The organism is Streptomyces sp. NPDC034037 (assembly GCF_055575715.1).
This window is the reverse complement of record NZ_JBVISC010000002.1, coordinates 1,154,116-1,171,302: the sequence shown is the minus strand read 5'-3', so window position 1 is coordinate 1,171,302 and position 17,187 is coordinate 1,154,116. Positions and strand designations below refer to the sequence as shown.

Here is a 17,187-nt window from a genome sequence, read left to right as displayed (position 1 = left end):
TCGGATGGTGCGTCGAATGGTTTGACGGCGCCCAGTGGTGTGGCGCAGCAGCGGGTGATTCGTCGGGCGTTGGTGGATGCGGGGGTGTTGGCGTCTGGGGTGGATGTGGTGGAGGGGCATGGGACGGGGACGGTGTTGGGGGATCCGGTGGAGGTGGGGGCTTTGGTGTCGGTGTTTGGTGGGGGGCGGCCGGTGGGGCGGCCGTTGTGGTTGGGGTCGTTGAAGTCGAATATCGGGCATGCGCAGGCGGCTGCGGGTGTGGGTGGTGTGATCAAGATGGTGGAGGCGTTGCGGCATGGGGTGTTGCCGCGGACGTTGCATGTGGTGGAGCCGGTGGGTGGGGTGGAGTGGGGTCCGGTGCGGTTGTTGACGCGGGAAGTGCCGTGGGAGGGGGTGGAGGGCAGGCCGCGTCGGGCGGGGGTCTCCTCGTTCGGGATCTCGGGCACCAACGCGCACGTCATCCTCGAAGAACCGCCTGCCGAGGTGTCGTCCCCCGCGGCCGCGGGAAGTGCCCTATCGGTCGCGGGCGTACGGAAGGACCCCGCTGGCCGGGACGGGCGTGAGGTCCCCGCGGCCGGCCATCGCGGCGGTGCGCTGCCGCTGGTGCTGTCGGCGAAGACCCCGACGGCCCTGCGGACGCAGGCCCGCCGCCTCCATGACCTGCTGAGCGGACGACCCACCACGTGGGACGCGCCGAGTGGACCGGTTGGCTCGGGGGACCTGCCGAGCGAACGGTCCGACGCGTCAGCTGAGTTGCGTGGGCAGGCCGGCTCGGAGGACCTGCCACGTTCACCCGAAGGCACGGAGGGCCCGGCGGCCGCCGTCCCCGGCGTCGCCGAGGTCACCTACACCGTGGCCCGCGTGCAGAGCGGGTTCGAGCACCGCGCGGCCGTCGTCGCCGAGGACCGGGCCGGGCTCCTCGACGGCCTCGCCGCGCTGGCCGAGGACCGCTCCGCCGCCTCGTCGGTACGGGGTGTGGTGGGCCCCGGCGACGGACGCCGGGTCCTGATGTTCGCCGGGCAGGGCACCCAGCGGCCCGGCATGGGCAGGCGACTGCACGAGCGGTTCCCGGCGTACGCGGCGGCCTTCGACGAGGCGTGCGCCGCCCTCGACCCGCACCTGGAGCGCCCGCTGGCCCCCATCGTCTTCGCGGACCCCGCGTCCGCCGATGCGGCGGCACTGCACCGGACCGCCTTCACCCAGCCCGCGCTGTTCGCCGTCGAGTACGCCCTGTACGAGCTGGTGCGCTCCTGGGGGGTGCGGCCGGACATCGTACTGGGGCACTCCGTCGGCGAACTGGTCGCCGCACAGGTCGCGGGCGTCCTCTCCCTCGCGGACGCGGCCCACCTGGTCGCGGCGCGCGGCCGGTTGATGCAGTCGCTGCCCCCGGGCGGCACGATGGTCGCGGTACGAGCGGGCCTGAGCGACGTGGAACCGCTGCTCGCCGGCCTGGCGGACGAGGTGGGCGTCGCCGCCGTCAACGGCCCCCGGGCGGTGGTGCTCTCGGGCGCGGGCGACGCGGTGTCGGCCGTGGCCACCCGGCTCAAGGCAGCCGGGCACCGGACCACGGCGCTCACCGTCAGCCACGCCTTCCACTCGCCTCTCATGGCACCGATCCTCGCCGAGTTCAGGGACGTCGCGGCGGGGCTGACGTACCGGCGGCCGAGGCTGCCGCTCGTGTCGAACGTGACCGGCCGGATGGCGGAGGCGGCGGAGCTGATGTCGGCCGACTACTGGGCGGACCACATCCGGCGCCCGGTCCGCTTCGCCGATGGCATCGCCACGGCCCGCGCGGAAGGCGGACGCCACTTCGTGGAGATCGGGCCCGACAGCACCCTGTCGTCCATGGCGTCGACGGTTTTCACCGACCTCGCCGAGGACCCCGAGCGGGACGAGGCACCTGCCCGAGCCGTCGTGGTGTCGCTGCTGCGCGGCGCCCGCGACGAGGCGCGGACGGCCGTGGACGGACTCGCGGCGGGCTTCACCACCGGCCTCGACGTGGACTGGCCCGCGGTGGCCGGGGCCTGGGGCGGTGAACTGACCACCCTGCCGACCTACCCCTTCGAACGCAGGCGGTACTGGCTCAACCCGACGGAGCCCGCGGCCGAGCCGGCCGGGGACAGCGGTCCGCGAGCCACGGGCCACCCGGTGCTCGACCGCCCGCTCGACCTGCCGGACACCCGCGAACTGGTGTGGTCCGGGCGGCTCGACCCGGCCGAACTCCCCTGGCTGGGCGAGCACGTGGTGGCCGGGCAGGCCCTGGTGCCCGGCGCCGTGCTCGCCGAACTGGCCTGGCGCGTGGCGCGCGAGGCGGGATGCGGCCGGGTGGCGGAACTGGTCCTGGCCAGCCCCCTCGTCGTACCCGGCCGGACGGCGATCGAACTGCGGGTGGTGGCCCGCGCCGCGGACGGCTCCGGACGCCGCCCCTTCACCCTCCATGCCCGCCCGTCCACCGACCCCGCCCCCGCCTGGCAGCCCGTCGCCACCGGCGTACTGGCCGCCGCGGACGGCTCCGCCGCCCCGGTCCCGCCGGTGACGTGGCCGCCGTCGGGTGCGGAGCCCCTGCCGCTGCACCACGAGGGCGACTACGCCCGCCTCGCCACCCGGGGCCTCGCGTACGGGCCGGCCTTCCGGGGGCTGCGCGCCCTGTGGCGCACGGCCGACGGCATCTGCGCCGAACTCGAACCGCCGGCGTCCATCGCCTCGCAGACCGCGCTCTTCGGCCTGCACCCGGCCCTGCTCGACGCCGCCCTGCACCCGATCGAACTCTTCGGCCTCGCGAGCGGTGCCACCGCCCCCGGCGGCAACGGACCGGCCATCCGAGTCCCCTTCACCTGGCGGGACATGACCCACCACGCGCCTCCGAGCACCCCCCGGCTGCGGGTGCGGCTCACCGCCGTGCGGGCGGACGAGGTCGGCCTCGAACTGTCCGACACCGACGGCCACCCGGTGCTCTCGGTCGGTGGCCTCGCCCTGCGCTCGCCGTCGACGGCGGCGGACGACAGCCGACTGCGCCGCTTGACCTGGACGGCGGTCGGCCGGCACCCCGGGAGCGAGGCCGGGGAACAGCCCGGGGACACCGAGCGGCCCGGCCGGTACGCGCTGATCGTTCCGGGTGCCGCCCCCACCCGTAAGCCCCAAGAGGTCCTGCCCACGTTGGACGCGGAACGCTGTGCGGACGTCGCCGAACTGGTCCGGCGCGCACCCGGCGAAGTGCCCGACACCGTGGTCATCCCCTGCCCGACGGGTGCGATGGATCAGGTCCGCGAGGTGAGTGCCGATGTGCTCGCCGTGATCCAGGAGATCCTCGCGGCACCGGCGCTCGCCCGGTGCGGGATCGCCCTGGTGACGCGCGGGGCGGTCACCACCGCCGCCGACGACCCGGCCGTGGACGTGGCGGCCGCCGCGGTCTGGGGGCTCGCCCGCTGTGCGCAGCGGGAGGAACCGGGACGGGTCCGCCTGATCGACGTCGACGCGAGCGAGGAGTCGGCGCAGCGGCTCGCCGGGGCCATCCGCTCCGGCCTCCCCGAGATCGCCCTGCGCAACGGCGAGACGCGGACCCCGGAACTGACCCCCACGAGCGGCCGGCTGCTCGACGCGCCGTCCGGCGACGGCACCTGGCGGCTGGACTTCGTCGGCCGCGGCACCCCCGACGACCTGGCCCTGGTGGCGTGGCCGGAAGCCGAAGCGCCCCTGGGGAAGGGACAGGTGCGCGTGGCGCTCCACACGGCCGGCGTCAACTTCCGCGACGTGCTGCTCACGCTGGGCGTCGTCGAGCCCGGGGCCGGCGTGCCCGAGGCCGGGGGGCGGCAGAGCGTGGAGGGCGCGGGCGTCGTCGTCGAGGTCGGACCCGAAGCGGGCCGACTGCGGCCGGGGGACCGGGTGATGGGCCTCTTCGACGGGATCGGCCCGGTCTCGGTCACCGACGAGCGGCTGCTCGCACCCGTGCCGGCGCACTGGTCGTTCGCCGAGGCGGCCGCCGTGCCGGTGGCGTTCCTCACCGCGTACTACGGGCTCGTCGAACTCGGCCGGCTCCGTGCCGGGGAACGGGTGCTCGTCCACACGGCGACCGGCGCCGTCGGCTTCGCGGCCCGCCAACTCGCCCGGCACGCGGGAGCGGACGTCTTCGCCACCGCCAGCCCGGCGAAATGGCCCGTGCTGCGCGAGGCGGGCCTCGCCCCCGACCGCATCGCCTCCTCCCGCGACGACGCCTTCGAGGCCGCCTTCCGCGCCACGACCGGCGGCGCGGGCATGGACGTCGTACTCAACTCGCTCGCCGGACCGCTCACCGACGCCTCCCTGCGGCTCCTCGCACCCGGCGGCCGGTTCCTGGAGATGGGCAAGACGGACCCGCGCGACCCCGAGGAGGTGGCCACCGCGCACGGCGGCGCCGCGTACACCGTCTTCGACATCCGGCAGGCGGGGCCGGACGGCATCCAGCGGATGCTGGCCGCGCTCCTGCCGCTCTTCGCGGACGGGACACTGACGCCCCCGCCGCTCACCCTGCGCCACGTGCGCGACGCGCCCGCCGCCTACCGGTACGTCGCCGAAGCGCGGCACATCGGCAAAGTGGTCCTCACCGTCCGGGACTTCGACACCGACCGCGCGGTTCTGATCAGCGGCGGACTCGGCACGCTCGGCACCCTCGTCGCCCGGCACCTCGTGACGCGACACGGCGTACGGGACCTCGTCCTGATCGGCCGACGCGGCGAGGCGACGCCCGGGAGCGCCGAACTGGCCGCGGAACTGCGCGGGTTCGGGGCCTTTGTCACCGTCGCCGCGTGCGACGCGGGAGACCGCGAGGCCCTCGCGACGCTCCTGGACCAGCTGTCCGGACGGGGGATCCGCATCGGATCGGTGGTGCACGCCGCCGGGACGACACGGGACGCGCCGATCGGCTCCCTGACCCCGGCCGCGCTGGCCGAGGTGCTCCGGGCCAAGGCGGTCGCCGCCGTGCACCTGCACGAACTGACCGCGGACCTCGGCCTGTCGTCCTTCGTCCTGTTCTCCTCGGTGGCCGGCGTGACCGGCTCGGCCGGACAGGGCAACTACGCCGCCGCCAACGCCTTCCTGGACGCCCTGGCCGAGCACCGCCACGCCCGGTCACTGCCCGCCCGGTCCATCGCCTGGGGGCTGTGGGAGCCGGCGAGCGGCATCACCGGACGGCTGCGCCCCGAGGACCACGAGCGGCTCGCCCGCCAGGGCATCCTCGCCCTGTCCGCCGACCGGGGACTGGCGCTGTTCGACGAGGCCATGGCCACCGCGGCGCCGGTCGTGGTCGCGGCCCGCCTCACCACGCCCCCGCCCACCGCCCGGCCCGACACCCCCGCACCGGCGCACGCGAACACCACCGCGGCGGCGAACGGCGCCGGGACCGCCGCGCCTCCCGCAGCCGCTCCCCGCGGGTCGCTGCTCGACCTGGTCCTCGCGGAGGCCGCCTCGGTGCTCGGCCACGACTCACCCGAGGCCGTCGCACCCGACGCGCTCTTCCCCCAACTCGGCTTCGACTCGCTCGGGGCGGTCGAACTGCGCAACCGCATCGTCGCCGCGACCGGCGTCCCCCTGCTCTCCACCCTCATCTACGACTTCCCGTCCCCGAAAGCACTGGCGGGCCACCTGAGGCAGGAATGCCCGGACTGGCCGAATGCCGGCCACTCCCCGAACGTAAACGGAAACGGGAACAGCAATGAGGACAGGAGTAATGGGGACAGGAATACCGGCCGAGGGGGAAACGACGGAATGCGGGAGGTAGGTCATGAGCACTGACGTGGGCGCCTGGACGATGTCCTTCAATCCGGGCCGGGACGCACGAGCCCGCCTGGTGTGCTTTCCGCACGCGGGCGGTTCCGCCGGCGCCTTCTTCCCGCTGGCGCGCGCCGCGCCCCCCGGCCTGGAGGTGATCGGCGTCCAGTACCCGGGACGCCAGTGGCGGCGCACGGAAGCGGCCGTCACCGACCTCCACGGGCTGGCGCGCGGCGCGGCCGACGCGCTCCTGGCCGAGCAGGCGCTGCCGACCGCCTTCCTCGGTCACAGCATGGGCGCGCTGGTCGCCTTCGAGACCGTGCGGCTGCTGGAGCGGGAGCGGCCGGGAGCGGTCGGGCACCTCTTCGCCTCCGGCAGCCGGGCGCCGTCCCGCCCGCGCGAGGAGGACCGGCGGACGCGGTGGACCGACGAGCGGATCATCGCCGAGATGCGGGCCCTCGGCGGCACCGGTGACCGGTTGATCGCCGACCAGGAGGCGCTGCGGCAGGCACTGCCGGCGCTGCGGGACGACTACCGCGCGCTGGCCGCCTACCGGTGCCGGCCCGGCGCGCGCGTCGGGGTGCCGCTCACCGTGCTCGTGGGCCGCGAGGACCCGAAGGCGGGACCGGAACACGCCGTGGACTGGCAGCCGCACACCCGCGCGGCCTTCGCGTTCCGTGCCTTTCCCGGCGGCCATTTCTTCCTCGCCGAGAATGCGACGGAACTCCTGGGCCTCGTACAGAACAGCCTTGTTGCGCCGCAATTCCCGTGAGAGGCTTTCCGACGCAATCCCAGAGGAAAGAACACAGAGAATCGGAGAGGCGATGTCAAATCCGTTCGAGGACGAGAACGCCGCGTATGTCGTACTGATCAACGACGAACTTCAGCACTCCCTGTGGCCGACGATCATCGACATTCCCGCCGGCTGGCACACGGTGTTCGGCGAGGCCTCGCGCGCCGAGTGCCTGGAGTACATAGACCGGCACTGGACGGACATGCGCCCCAAGAGCCTGGTGGACGCGATGGGCGCGGCGGCCGGTGCCGAGGACCGCGCCGAATGAACGGCCCCTCGGGCCCGGACCGCCCGCCCGCGGCCCGGCCCCGGGTCCGCTCCGACCTCGACGGCCTGCCGCTGTTCCGGGGACGGGCCGCCGAGTCGGGGACGATCCGCCTCGACTGCAACGAATCGCCCCTCGCACCTCCCGCCGCCGTGCAGGCCGCGCTCACCGGCGCGGTCCGGGGGCTGAACCGCTACCCCGACAACACCGCGGCCGACCTCACCGCCCGGCTCGCCGAGCGCCACGGCGTGCCGCCCGCCGCGCTCTCGCTGGGGCCGGGATCGGTGGGCCTGTGCGCGCAGTTGATCCAGATCGCCTGCGCGGCGGGCGACGAGGTGCTCATCCCCTGGCGCTCGTTCGAGGTCTATCCGTCCCTGGCCGGGACGGCGGGGGCGGTGGTGCGCCGGGTCCCGCTGACCGCCGGGCACGCCCTGGACCTGCCGGCGATGGCCGCGGCGATCACCGACCGCACCCGGCTGGTCTTCGTCTGCTCGCCCAACAACCCGACCGGGACGTCCGTGTCCCGCGCCGACGTGGAGCGCTTTCTCGCCGAGGTGCCGCCGGACGTCCTCGTCGTCCTGGACGAGGCGTACGCGGAGTTCACCGGGCGTCAGGCCGACCCGCTCGACGGCTTCGCCCTGGTGCGCGAGCAGCTGCGGCAGGGCCGTACGAACGTGGTCGCGCTGCGCACCTTCTCCAAGGCGTACGGGCTCGCGGGGCTGCGGATCGGCTACTGCCTGTCCGCCCCGCCGGTGGCCGAACTGCTGGGCCGCGTCGCCGTCCCCTACGCGGTCGGCACCCTCGCGCAGCGGGCGGCGGCCGCCGCGCTGGAGTGCGAGCCGGAGGTCCGGGAGCGCTGCCGGCACCTCGTCGAGGAGCGGGAGCGGGTCCGGGCCGCCCTGCTGGACAGCGGCTGGGACGTGCCGGTCAGCGGCGCCAACTTCCTGTGGCTGCCCGCCGGTCCGGCCGCGGAGCCCCTCGCCGCGCACTGCCGCGAGCAGCGGATCCTGGTCAAGGCCTTCGCCGGCGAGGGGGTGCGGGTGACGGTCGGCACCGCCGCCGAGAACGACGCGTTCCTGGCCGCGGCGGCACGGTTCGCCCGCACCGAAGCGGCCGCCCCCGTCCGGTCGGCGGCGCTCGGCTGACCTGGCTGACCCGGCTGACCGGTTGGCTCGGCTGACCAGGGGACCGGCGAGGCAGGGCGGACGCGTGTCCTCCGTTCGGGGGGTTTCAGCCGTGGGGTTTCAACTTCTGGTTGACAACTGCTGGTTGAAGTCGCCAGGCTCCTCCCATGACCGATCATGCGGAGGGGCCCGACGCCCTGCACCGTGCCGAGGACCCCGATCACGCCCGCGCCCGCCGGGAGCACGTGGCGCTGCGGCACGTGGCCGAGCGCCTGGCCGCCGGCGACCGGCCCGAGCCGACCGGCCCGCCGGCCCGCCTCACCGCCCAGGAGGCCGTCCACCTCATCGCCTCCTGGGCCGGCGGCGGCAGGCGACCGGCCGACGCGCCCGAGATGGACAGGACCGACGTCATGGCGGCCCTGACACTGCTCCCGCGCGCCCGCGCCGACCTGGACGTACTGGAGGCGAGCCTGCTGTTCATCGCCCGGGAGATGGGACTGACCTGGCAGGACATCGCCTACGGTCTCGGGCTCAAGTCCCCCCAGGCGGCCCAGAAACGGGCCGGCCGCGGCACCCCGGGCGCGGGCACCGCCCCGCCGGCCCCCAAGACCCCAGCCGCAAGCGAACCCAAGGGTGAATGTGAGCACTGAACTCGCGGTGGAGACCGTCGGCATGGTGAAGTCCTTCGGGGCCACCAAGGCCGTCGACGGCCTCGACCTGTCCGTCCCGGCCGGCGCCGTCTACGGGGTCCTCGGACCCAACGGCGCGGGCAAGACCACGACCCTGCGCATCCTGGCGACCCTGCTCGCCCCCGACGCGGGCAGCGCCCGGGTCTTCGGTCACGACGTCGTCCGCGAGGCCAACCGCGTACGGGAACGGGTCAGCCTCACCGGCCAGTTCGCCAGCGTCGACAACGACCTGACGGGCATGGAGAACCTGCTGCTGCTCGCCCGGCTGCACGGCTACCGCTCCACCGCCGCCCGGGAGCGCGCCCGCGATCTGCTGGAGGCGTTCGACCTCGTCGAGGCCGCCGACCGCCCGGCCCGCGGCTACTCCGGCGGAATGCGCCGCCGGCTCGACGTGGCCGCCGGGCTCATCGTGCGGCCCCAGCTCATGTTCCTCGACGAGCCCACCACCGGACTCGACCCCCGCAGCCGCAACGAGGTCTGGGCCATCATCCGGGCCACCGTCGAACGCGGCACGACCGTCCTGCTCACCACCCAGTACCTCGAAGAGGCCGACCAGCTCGCGCAGCGCGTCGCGGTCATCGACCACGGCAAGCTCGTCGCCGAGGGCACCCCCGGCGAGCTGAAGTCCTCGGTGGGACGCGGTTCCCTGCGCGTCGAGCTGACGGACGCCGACGACCTGCCGGAGGCGAGCCGCATCCTGGTCGGCGCCCTCGGCGTGCCCGCGGAGACGACCGGCCCGGCCCAGCTCACCGCGCGCGGCACCGACCCCCGCAGCGTGGCGCGCGCCCTCGGCGAGCTCACCCGCACCATCGAGGTCGCCGACTTCGCCATGGACCGCCCGAGCCTGGACGAGGTGTTCCTCGCGCTGACCGGGCGGCCCCCCACCTCCGAGGTGCCTGCCGCCCGCAGGCCGGGCCGGGGGCCCGGCCGCAAGCCCGCCACCACCGAGGAGAGCCGATGACGACCGCCGCACGCCCGACCGAGGCGGACGAAAGGCTGCACCGCGTCCTGGGCGAGGACACCCGCCCCGCGCAGCGCCCGGGAGCGCTGTCCACCTCGCTCACGCTGGGCTGGCGCGCGCTGGTGAAGATCAAGCGCTCACCGGGGCAGATGTTCAACGCGACCCTCACCCCGGTGATGTTCACGCTGATCTTCACCTACCTCTTCGGCGGCGCGATCTCCGGCAGCAGTCGCGAGTACCTCCAGTTCCTGCTGCCCGGCATCCTCGTGCAGGGCGTCCTGTTCATCTCCACCCAGACCGGCGTGGCCCTCACCACCGACCTCCAGCAGGGCATCTTCGACCGCTTCAAGTCGATGCCGATCTGGCGGCCGTCCCCGCTGACCGGCGCCCTGATCGGCGACGTGGTGCGCTACCTGATCTCGTCGGCCGTCGTGGTCGCCGTCGGCCTCGCGCTCGGCTTCCGGCCCGACGGCGGCGTGCTCGGCGTCACCGGCGGTGTGCTCCTCGCCGTCCTCTTCGGCTTCTGCGTCTCGTGGATCTGGACGTTCCTCGGCCTGGTGCTGCGCACCCCGCAGGCCGTCTCCGCGCTCGGCATGCTGCTGCTCTCCCTGCTGACCTTCGCCAGCAACATCTTCGCCGAGCCGACCACCATGCCCGGATGGCTGAAGGCGTTCGTCGACATCAACCCCATCGGGTACGTCGTCACCGCGAGCCGCTCCCTCATGAGCGGCGACGGCGCGGCCGACCTCGGCCCCGCCCTGATCTCCTGCGCCGTCCTGCTGGTCGTCTTCGTGCCGCTCAGCCTGCTGCGCTACAACAAGAGCGAGTAGCGAAAAGGCCTCTTATTCGGGCCGGACAATCGGCGTTCCCCCGTAATTTTGAACGTTTGCCGCCTGTGGTGACCGTGGATAGCATCGTCCTCACCGCACCGGAAATCGTCCGAATTTTATTGGGGGAGCGCCGTGCTCAACAGTGAGAATTCCAGGGTCGACGTCCCCGAGATCGCGATGGTCGATCCCGAGGTACTGAGTGATCCGATCTCCTCCTATGGGAAGGCCAGGGAGAAAAGCCCCGTCGTGCGCCTCATGGCGCCGGGATTCGGGTCGATATGGGCGGTCACCCGCCACGGCGAGGCCAAGGCGATGCTGAGCGACCCGCGGCTGGCCATGACCGCCGACAGCTGGAACCAGCGGATCCCGGACGACGTACGTCCGTACATGCTGACCATGTCGCACATGGACGGTGCCGACCACGGCCGGCTGCGCAAGCTCGCCGTACGGGCGTTCACCGCCCGCCGCGCCGCCGCCCGCCGCGACATGATCCGGCAGAGCGCCGACCGGCTGCTCGACGCCCTGCCCGGCCTCGCCGAGCAGGGCACCGTCGACCTCCTCAAACACTTCGCCCAGCCGCTGCCCACCCACGTGGTGGGCGATGTCATGGGCATTCCCGAGGCGGACCGGCCCCGGTGGCGCGGCTACGTCGCCCGGATGGGCTCCGGCCAGACCTACGAGGAGGCGCTGCGCGACGCCGTCGCCGGAGCCAAGGAGGTCGTCCGGCTGCGCCGCTCGGACCCTGGCGACGACCTCGTCTCCGACCTGCTGCGGGCCCAGGCCGAGGACGCGGACCGGATCAGCGACACCGAGCTGATCACCATGGTCTGGCACACCGTCTTCGCCGGCCAGGACAACCTCGCGAACTTCATCGCCAACTCCGTGGTGGCCCTGCTCTCCCATCCCGAGCAGCTCGCCGCCCTGCGCGCCGACCCCTCCCTGCTGCCCCGGGCCGTCGAGGAGCTGATGCGCTGGCGGCCCCCGCTGCTGCTGACCGCCATCCGCTACGTCCTGGAGGACTTCGACCTGTGCGGCGCGCCGGTGCGCGCCGGGGACTCCGTGGTGGCGGTGATCGCGTCCGCCAACCGCGACCCCCGCGTCTTCGACGACCCCGACACGCTCGACATCACCCGGCCCGCCGGCACCGCGGTCCAGTTCGGCTTCGGCCACGGGGCGCACTACTGCATCGGCGCCTCCCTGGCCGCCGTCGAGGCCGAGGTGGCGCTGGAGGCGCTGCTGAGCCGCTTCCCGGACCTCGCGCTCGCCGTACCGCCCGAGGAGGTGCCGCGGCTGCCCAACCCCGGCAGCTGGCACCTCACCGCGCTCCCGGTCACGCTCTGAGCCACCCGCGCCGCCGCCCGCGTCCGCGCCCTAAACGGCACGGTGACGCATTCGACCCGTATTGAATTCCGGGTGTTCAAGTCCTTTGTTGACGGTGATCGGGCCGGACCATAGATTGACGACTGCCCGAGTTTCCCGCCTCTCGAAAAGCAATTGATTGCATCACTCCCGAGAAATTCTGGAGTGCGGGGAGGTGCCCTGGAAAAGCGGATCGCGGGGGGAGGTGAGCCGATATGCGTTACCTGCACTGAAAACAGAGATGAGAACGTATGGCCGTAGCCCGGCAAGGTCCGACCTGCCGGGCTACGGCACCGCCCACGGGGGTTGCGCATGGCAGGGCCCGCAGACATCGACATACCAGGCTTGATCGCACGCGCCGACGAGTTCATCCGGCTCTACAGCTCGGAGAACGCCGTCGAGCGCCCGCCGGCCGACCGCATGGCCGAGATCCGCGGCGAGATCCGCCAGAGCGGCACCTACGCGCACACCGCCGAGGAGCTGGCCTTCGGGGCCAAGGTCGCCTGGCGCAACAGCAGGCGCTGCATCGGCCGCCTCTACTGGCCCGCCCTGGTCGTCCGCGACCTGCGCCACCTGCGGACGGCCGAGGACATCCACCGCGCGTGCGTCGAACACCTGCGGACGGCCTTCAACGGCGGCCGCATCCGCCCCACGATCAGCGTCTTCGCGGCCGACGGCCCCGACGGCACCGGGCCGCGCATCCACAACCCGCAGCTCATCCGCTACGCCGGCTACCGCGGCCCCGACAGCCGCGTCACCGGCGACCCGGCGTCCGCCGACCTCACCGACCGCCTCCGGGCGCTCGGCTGGCCCGGCGGCCCGGGCACCCGCTTCGACGTCCTGCCCCTGCTGGTGCAGGGGCCGGGCGAGGCGGCCCGGATCCTGGACCTCCCGGCCGACGCCGTGCGGGAGGTCCCGCTGCGCCACCCCGACCACGACTGGTTCGCCGACCTCGGCCTGCGCTGGCACGCGCTGCCCGTCATCTCCGACATGGTCCTCGACATCGGCGGCGTGCGGTACGGCGCGGCCCCCTTCAACGGCTGGTACATGGGCACCGAGATCGGCGCCCGCAACCTGGTCGACGCCCAGCGCTACGACCTGCTGCCCGAGGTCGCCGACCGGCTGGGCCTGGACCGCACCAGCGACCGGACCCTGTGGAAGGACCGGGCGCTCGTCGAGCTGAACGTGGCGGTGCTCTGGTCGTTCGAGCAGGACGGCATCACGATGACCGACCACCACACCGAGTCGGAGCGCTTCCTGCGCCACCTGCGCCGCGAGGAGAAGGCCGGCCGCACCGTGCCCGCCGACTGGTCCTGGATCGTGCCCCCGCTCTCGGGCGGGGTGACCCCCGTCTTCCACCGCTACTACGACGACCACGAGTCGTCGCCCGCCTTCCTGCAAGCACCGGCCCCCGGCCGCTGCCCGGTCACCGGACACGCTCCGGCGACCGACGGCGAGGCCACCGGACCGGACCCCCAGCCGCCCGTCAGCGTCGGTGTCGGCGCCAACACCGGAGACAGCCGTGACCGTATCGCCCGCCCCTGAGGCCACCGACCCCCTCTTCAGCCCCCTCGACCCCGCGGTGCTCGCCGACCCCTACCCGGTCTACCGGCGGCTGCGCGAGACCCAGCCGGTGTACTGGCACGCGGACATCGACTCCTGGCTGATGACCCGGCACGCCGACTGCACGGCGATCCTGCGCGACTCCGACCGGTTCAGCACCGACTTCCGCAAGATCGGCATCCCCACCCCGCCGACCCTGCTCAGCCTCCAGACCCTCGACCCGCCCGACCAGACACCGCTGCGCCACCTCGCCCTCGACGCGGTCCGCGCACAGGACCTCGACGCCCTGCGCGAGGAACTCGGCGCCTACGCCGGCCAGTTGCTCGACGGCCTGGCCGGGCGGCCGTCCTTCGACTTCATCCACGACTACGCCGACGTGTTCACCCTGCGGGCCATCACCCGGTTCATCGGCGTCGAACCGCCCGCCACCGACGCGGCGTTCGCCCGCTTCAACGACGACCTCGACCACAGCATGGACGCGCAGCTCGACCCCGACGCGGAGGAGCCCGGCCTGCGCGCCCGCGCCCACTTCAACGACCTGGTGCGCACCTGGCTCGCCGACCCCGGCCCGCACGGCGTCCTGCCCGAGGTGGTCCGCCGCCTGCCCGGCTCCGGCGTCGAGGCCGACGACGTCCTGGTCAACTCGGTGCGCGCCTTCTTCCACGCCGGGTTCGAGGTGCCCAGCCGCTTCCTCGGCAACGCCCTCGCCGCCCTGCTCGCCACCCCCGGCGCCTGGGAGTCCCTGGTGCGCGGCGACGTGCCCCTGGACACCGCCGTCGAGGAGCTGATCCGCTACGTCGGCCCGGTGCAGGCACTGGCCCGCGCCTGCACCGAGGACACCGTGGTGGGCGGGGTCACCGTCAAGCGGGGCCAGGTGGTGACCGCGCTGATCGGCGCGGCCAACCGCGACCCCGCGCAGTTCCCCGACCCCGAGACGCTCAGGCTGGACCGCAGGCCCAACAACCACCTGGGCTTCGGCCGCGGCGCGCACTCCTGCCTCGGCCTCAACCTCGCCCGCATCGAGGCCCGCGTGACGCTGGCGGCCCTGCTGCGGCACCCCGGCACCCGCGCGGCGGGCGAACCCGTGGTGCGGCCGAACGGCACGCTGCGCGGACTGTCCCGGCTGCCGCTCGCGCTCGGCTGACCCGAAGGAGGCCGGCGGCGATGGAGATGGTGAGCGCGAGCAGCGGGACGAACACCGGGCCGGCCGCGTCCGCCAGGGCGGCGGGCGCGGCGCGCCTGGCCGCTCTGGCGGACGCCCTCGGCCCGGGGCGGCGCGGCGTGTGTGGGGAGGCCTTCGACGCGTTGACGGGCTCGTGGGGCACGGCCACGGCCGCGCAACTGCCCGAGTCCGACGTGTCGTCCGACGGTTCGCCGGTGGAGTTCGCGATCGGCCTCGACGACGATCCGGCCCTGCAGTTCGCCGTGGAGGCCCTGCGCCCCGGGGACCGCCCGGTGGACCGGGTCGTGTCCGCCCGCGCCACGATGGCGGCCCTGGTCCGCCGGTACGGCACGGACGAGCGCCGGTGGGCGCGGGTCGCGGACCTGTACCTGCCGGAGAAGCCGGCCACCGAGCACGTCGCGATGTTCGGTGCCGAGGTGCGACGGAGCGGGGACGCCCAGTTCAAGGTCTGGTTCTACCCGGCCGTCGCCGGCCCCGAGCGGGCCGCCGAGCTGTGCCGGCGGGGTCTGGCGGCCGTCGGCCTCGGCGCGGCCTGGCCCGCGGTGAGCGCCCACATGGCGCGCGGCGAGCGGCTCGACCGGCCGGTGATGTTCTCGCTCGACCTCTCCGCGGATCCCGCGGCACGGGTGAAGCTGTACTTCCGGCACTACGCCACCGATGCCGAGGGCCTCGCCGAACTCATGGCGCCCCACCCCGGGTTCGCGCCCGCGCCCGTACGCAAGTTCTGCGAGACGATGCTGCCCGAGGCGGCCGCCGACCTCTCCGCCCAACCCCCGGTCACCTGCCTGTCGTTCACCGGGGCACGCCCCGCCACGGCCGTCGGGGCGACCGTCTACCTCCCCATGTGGACCTACGCCCCCGACGACGAGGCGGTACGCCACCGGATGAAGGAGGCGCTGGCCGCCTGCCACCGGCCCGCCGGCCTCTACGAGCGGGCGCTTCGCGAGGTGGCGTCCCGCCCGCCGGCCGCGGGCCGCGGCATCCACAACTACGTGGCCTGGCGTCCGGGTCCCGGCCGGCCCCGGCTCAAGGCGTACTTCTCCCCGGAACTGCGGCACACGGACCCCTCGGCGCGCTACGGCCTCGACGGGCCGGAATAAGAACCCGGAAAGGGCTGCCGACCGCGGCCGCCCGCATGCCATAATCGGGCCTCGTGTATGAGCCTGTGGTCGACGAGTGGAAACGATATGCGGGACTGGTGGACAGGCCCGGCACCCCCTGGCGTGTTCCGTCGGGGGTGCTGGCGGAAATCCACACCCGTTTCGGACAGCTCGACATGCTGATGGAATCCGTCGTGGCGGTCCTGGATTCCTCGTCATGGGCATCGGCGGAGGCCAGGCAGAGCGCCGCCGACGAGCGTCAGCAATTCCTTGAGGCATGGGACTGGGCGTCGGTGTACACCGACGCCTTCTACTTTTTCGCCTGGCGCACGGTGGACCTGCTCAACGGCGCCGTGGGCGGTCCCTTGCCGCGTCTCGAACCGGTCCGCCCGGCCGGTCTCCTCGCCGTCCGTGACGCCCTGCACGAGCACCCCGAGGGTCAGGGCGAGTACTACCGGCACGGGCTCGAACTCCGCGAGGAGGCCCTGGAGAAGATCAGCCGTGCCGCGGACGCGCTCGAAGCGGGCGGCGACGGCGCGCGGCTGGACGGACGGTGAGCCCGTCCGCCCGGCACCGGGTGCCTCAGGAGCGCGTCACTTCAGCATCTCGACGATGGGGGCGAACGCCTCGAGCCACGGCTCCAGGACCACGATGTAGCTGAGGCCGAACCGCTCCCGGTACTCCGTCAGCCGGTCGGCTATCTCCCGGTGCGACCCGATCAGCCAGGCCGGCGCCGCGAGCACCTGCTCGGGGGTGAAGTGGGCCAGCGGGTGGCGCGCCCACTCCTCGGCGGTGCCCCGCGGATCGTCCGTGACGAGCACCTGCTGCACCAGCAGGTTCAGCTCCACCTCCGCGACCCGGGCGCCCAGCTGCTCGCGGACCAGCGCCACCCGCTCGCCCAGCTCCTGAGGGCTCGCGAGCTGGGGGAACTCCCCGCGCCCCGCGAAGATCCCGGTGAAGCCGACGATGTCGGCGTGCTCGGCGGCCAGCCGCAGCACCCGGTCGCCGTTGCCGGCCACCAGCAGCGGCGGGCCGCCCGGCCGCACCGGCTGCGGCGCGTGCTCGGGGTTCACCATCAGGGCGCGCAGCTCCTTCACGGTGTGCTCCAGCAGACCGACGCGTTCACCGGCGGACGGGAACGGCACCCCGTCGGAACCGGTGCCCTGCCGGATGGAGCCCGCCGCGAGGCCCACCTCCAGGCGGCCGTCGGTCAGCAGGTCGGCGGTGGCCACCTCCCGGGCCAACAGCACCGGGTTGTGGAACGCGGCGTTGAGCACGAACGTGGTCACCCGGATGCGCTCGGTGGCCTCGGCGGCCGCCACCAGGGCGGGGAACGGGGCGGGCGCGCCGAGGTGGTCCGGCACGCCGAGCACATCGAATCCCAGGTCCTCGACCTTGCGGGACTTTTCTGCCCAGGCGCGCCGCGGTGCGGGCGTGACGAGATTGACGCCGAAACGGAATGGCCGATTCTCGGGAAGAGTCATGGGGCGACGTTAGCAGCGGAGCCGGAATCCGAAAATGAACGCGCTATTGCGTTCGCGGCACACCCCTGAACGCAATGGAAGCCGGGGCTGTTCA

At 73.7% G+C, this 17,187-nt stretch carries 13 protein-coding genes; 12 read left to right on the top strand and 1 reads right to left on the bottom strand.

Annotated elements, in window-relative coordinates; genetic code table 11:
* The 12 genes from ACZ516_RS10625 to ACZ516_RS10570 all read left to right on the top strand — a co-directional run.
* Positions 1-5,766 (top strand): type I polyketide synthase (locus ACZ516_RS10625; RefSeq protein WP_469009600.1); only part of this gene is annotated, 5,766 nt, incomplete at its 5' end.
* Positions 5,756-6,514, top strand: a complete 759-nt coding sequence (locus ACZ516_RS10620) for a thioesterase II family protein (RefSeq protein WP_469009598.1) — start codon at positions 5,756-5,758, stop codon at positions 6,512-6,514. The genes ACZ516_RS10625 and ACZ516_RS10620, both read left to right, overlap by 11 nt.
* Before the next feature lie 52 nt (positions 6,515-6,566).
* Entirely contained in the window at positions 6,567-6,803 is a 237-nt protein-coding gene (locus ACZ516_RS10615) for an MbtH family protein (RefSeq protein ID WP_361083824.1), read from the top strand.
* Positions 6,800-7,945 (top strand): histidinol-phosphate transaminase, encoded by a 1,146-nt coding sequence (locus ACZ516_RS10610; protein WP_469009597.1) that lies wholly within the window; start codon positions 6,800-6,802, stop codon positions 7,943-7,945. Before ACZ516_RS10615 ends, ACZ516_RS10610 begins: the two co-directional genes overlap by 4 nt.
* 146 nt (positions 7,946-8,091) lie before the next feature.
* Entirely contained in the window at positions 8,092-8,574 is a 483-nt protein-coding gene (locus tag ACZ516_RS10605; protein WP_358587580.1) for a DNA-binding protein, read from the top strand.
* A gap of 22 nt (positions 8,575-8,596) precedes the next feature.
* The gene (locus tag ACZ516_RS10600) at positions 8,597-9,574 is read left to right on the top strand and encodes an ATP-binding cassette domain-containing protein (RefSeq protein ID WP_467466596.1); all 978 of its coding nucleotides are present in this window, start codon (positions 8,597-8,599) and stop codon (positions 9,572-9,574) included.
* Entirely contained in the window at positions 9,571-10,404 is an 834-nt protein-coding gene (locus tag ACZ516_RS10595; RefSeq protein WP_358587577.1) for an ABC transporter permease, read from the top strand. Before ACZ516_RS10600 ends, ACZ516_RS10595 begins: the two co-directional genes overlap by 4 nt.
* Positions 10,405-10,536: 132 nt before the next feature.
* Positions 10,537-11,745, top strand: a complete 1,209-nt coding sequence (locus ACZ516_RS10590) for a cytochrome P450 (protein WP_469009595.1) — start codon at positions 10,537-10,539, stop codon at positions 11,743-11,745.
* Between the two features lie 330 nt (positions 11,746-12,075).
* Positions 12,076-13,308 (top strand): nitric oxide synthase oxygenase, encoded by a 1,233-nt coding sequence (locus ACZ516_RS10585; RefSeq protein ID WP_469009594.1) that lies wholly within the window; start codon positions 12,076-12,078, stop codon positions 13,306-13,308.
* The gene (locus tag ACZ516_RS10580; RefSeq protein WP_361083838.1) at positions 13,286-14,470 is read left to right on the top strand and encodes a cytochrome P450; all 1,185 of its coding nucleotides are present in this window, start codon (positions 13,286-13,288) and stop codon (positions 14,468-14,470) included. Before ACZ516_RS10585 ends, ACZ516_RS10580 begins: the two co-directional genes overlap by 23 nt.
* A 20-nt stretch (positions 14,471-14,490) precedes the next feature.
* Positions 14,491-15,609 carry a tryptophan dimethylallyltransferase family protein gene (locus tag ACZ516_RS10575; protein WP_469009593.1) on the top strand — a complete coding sequence of 373 codons (1,119 nt, stop codon included), beginning with the start codon at positions 14,491-14,493 and terminating at the stop codon, positions 15,607-15,609.
* 53 nt (positions 15,610-15,662) lie between these two features.
* Positions 15,663-16,166, top strand: a complete 504-nt coding sequence (locus ACZ516_RS10570; protein WP_469009592.1) for a hypothetical protein — start codon at positions 15,663-15,665, stop codon at positions 16,164-16,166.
* Positions 16,167-16,202: 36 nt separating this feature from the next.
* Here ACZ516_RS10570 and ACZ516_RS10565 read toward each other — a convergent pair whose 3' ends face one another.
* Positions 16,203-17,093 carry an LLM class F420-dependent oxidoreductase gene (locus ACZ516_RS10565; protein WP_358587565.1) on the bottom strand — a complete coding sequence of 297 codons (891 nt, stop codon included), beginning with the start codon at positions 17,091-17,093 and terminating at the stop codon, positions 16,203-16,205.
* Positions 17,094-17,187: the final 94 nt, after the last annotated feature.